At 68.0% G+C, this 1,066-nt stretch carries 1 pseudogene; it reads right to left on the bottom strand.

Going from position 1 to position 1,066, the window contains the following annotated elements:
* Positions 1-1,066 (bottom strand): annotated as a pseudogene (locus DVK07_RS19460) (hypothetical protein); the annotation flags it as partial.

Below are 1,066 nucleotides of genomic sequence, written 5' to 3'. Positions count from 1 at the left end.
CGGTGCCTCGTCCCGTCCGTTGAGACGGAGCGAACCGTCGGCCCCAGTGATGCCGGCGGTCACCGAAGCCCCGCAGAAGACGATGTCGAGGTCGGGGTCGGACAGCGTCTCGACGACCGCATCGCGAGACGGCGAGCCGATCACGTCCAGCGACCCGATCCCGTCGAGTTCCGCGGGTTCGACCATCGACCTCCGAACGGATCGGGCACGTTTCTCGTCCTCGAAGAGGAACGCGACCGAGAGGGTGCCGCGCTCTGGGATCTGTCTCCGAAGTCGGTTCTCGTACGCGTCGGGGGATATCACGGATGCGCCCGCAGGAATCGGGTCCGCGTCCGGAGACGGAACCCGGCTCGAACGAGAGGGGGCCGTCTTTCCCGGTCCCGATGAGGTGTTCGAAGGGCCGAAGGCGGACAGATCCGCTGCCGCCTGAGGCGACGTCGCAATCCCCACTGGCGCGTCCGACGCGGAGGGATCGGCGTCGCCCCGGACGCGGACCGGCGCGAGGACGTGAGCGAGGTGCGGCAGCAGTTCCGCGGACGCGGAGACCGGCCGGAGGACCGCCTCCGTCGGCCACGCCGGCAGATGAGGTTCGACCGTCTCGGGATCGACCTCTAGGTACTCCATCAGCCGCTCGCTCATGGATTGGTCGGCGAGGTTCGGCGGATAGAAGGGGAGATCGGGACCGACCGCGTCGTACTCGTACCGGTCCGACGGGACGTACCCCTCCGTCCGCGCGAGCGTGTCGAGGAAGAACCACGTTCGGAACAGTTCCGTGACCCGCTCTTCGAGCGCTTCCCCCTCTATCGGCAGCCGTTCCTCGTACCCCGTGTCCAGTCGGATCGCCGGGGCGTCGCCCGTCACCATTCGAGCCCTGAGGTAGTACGACAGCGTCGAGAGCCGGTACACGTCGGCGTACGTCGGTCGGACGACTACCTCGACGCCCGTGTCGGGCACCGACAGCGGGCTCGGAACGTCGAGAGAGTCACCGCGCTCGATCCGAGGCGGATAACCGCGCAAGGTGGGCCACGACCGTTCCGGGGAGAACTCCTTGATCGACGATCCGAGC

The sequence above is a fragment of the Halorubrum sp. Atlit-26R genome (genome assembly GCF_003666015.1).
GTDB lineage: Archaea > Halobacteriota > Halobacteria > Halobacteriales > Haloferacaceae > Halorubrum.
Note: the sequence above shows the minus strand (reverse complement) of the source record. Positions and strands in the feature narration are given on the sequence as shown.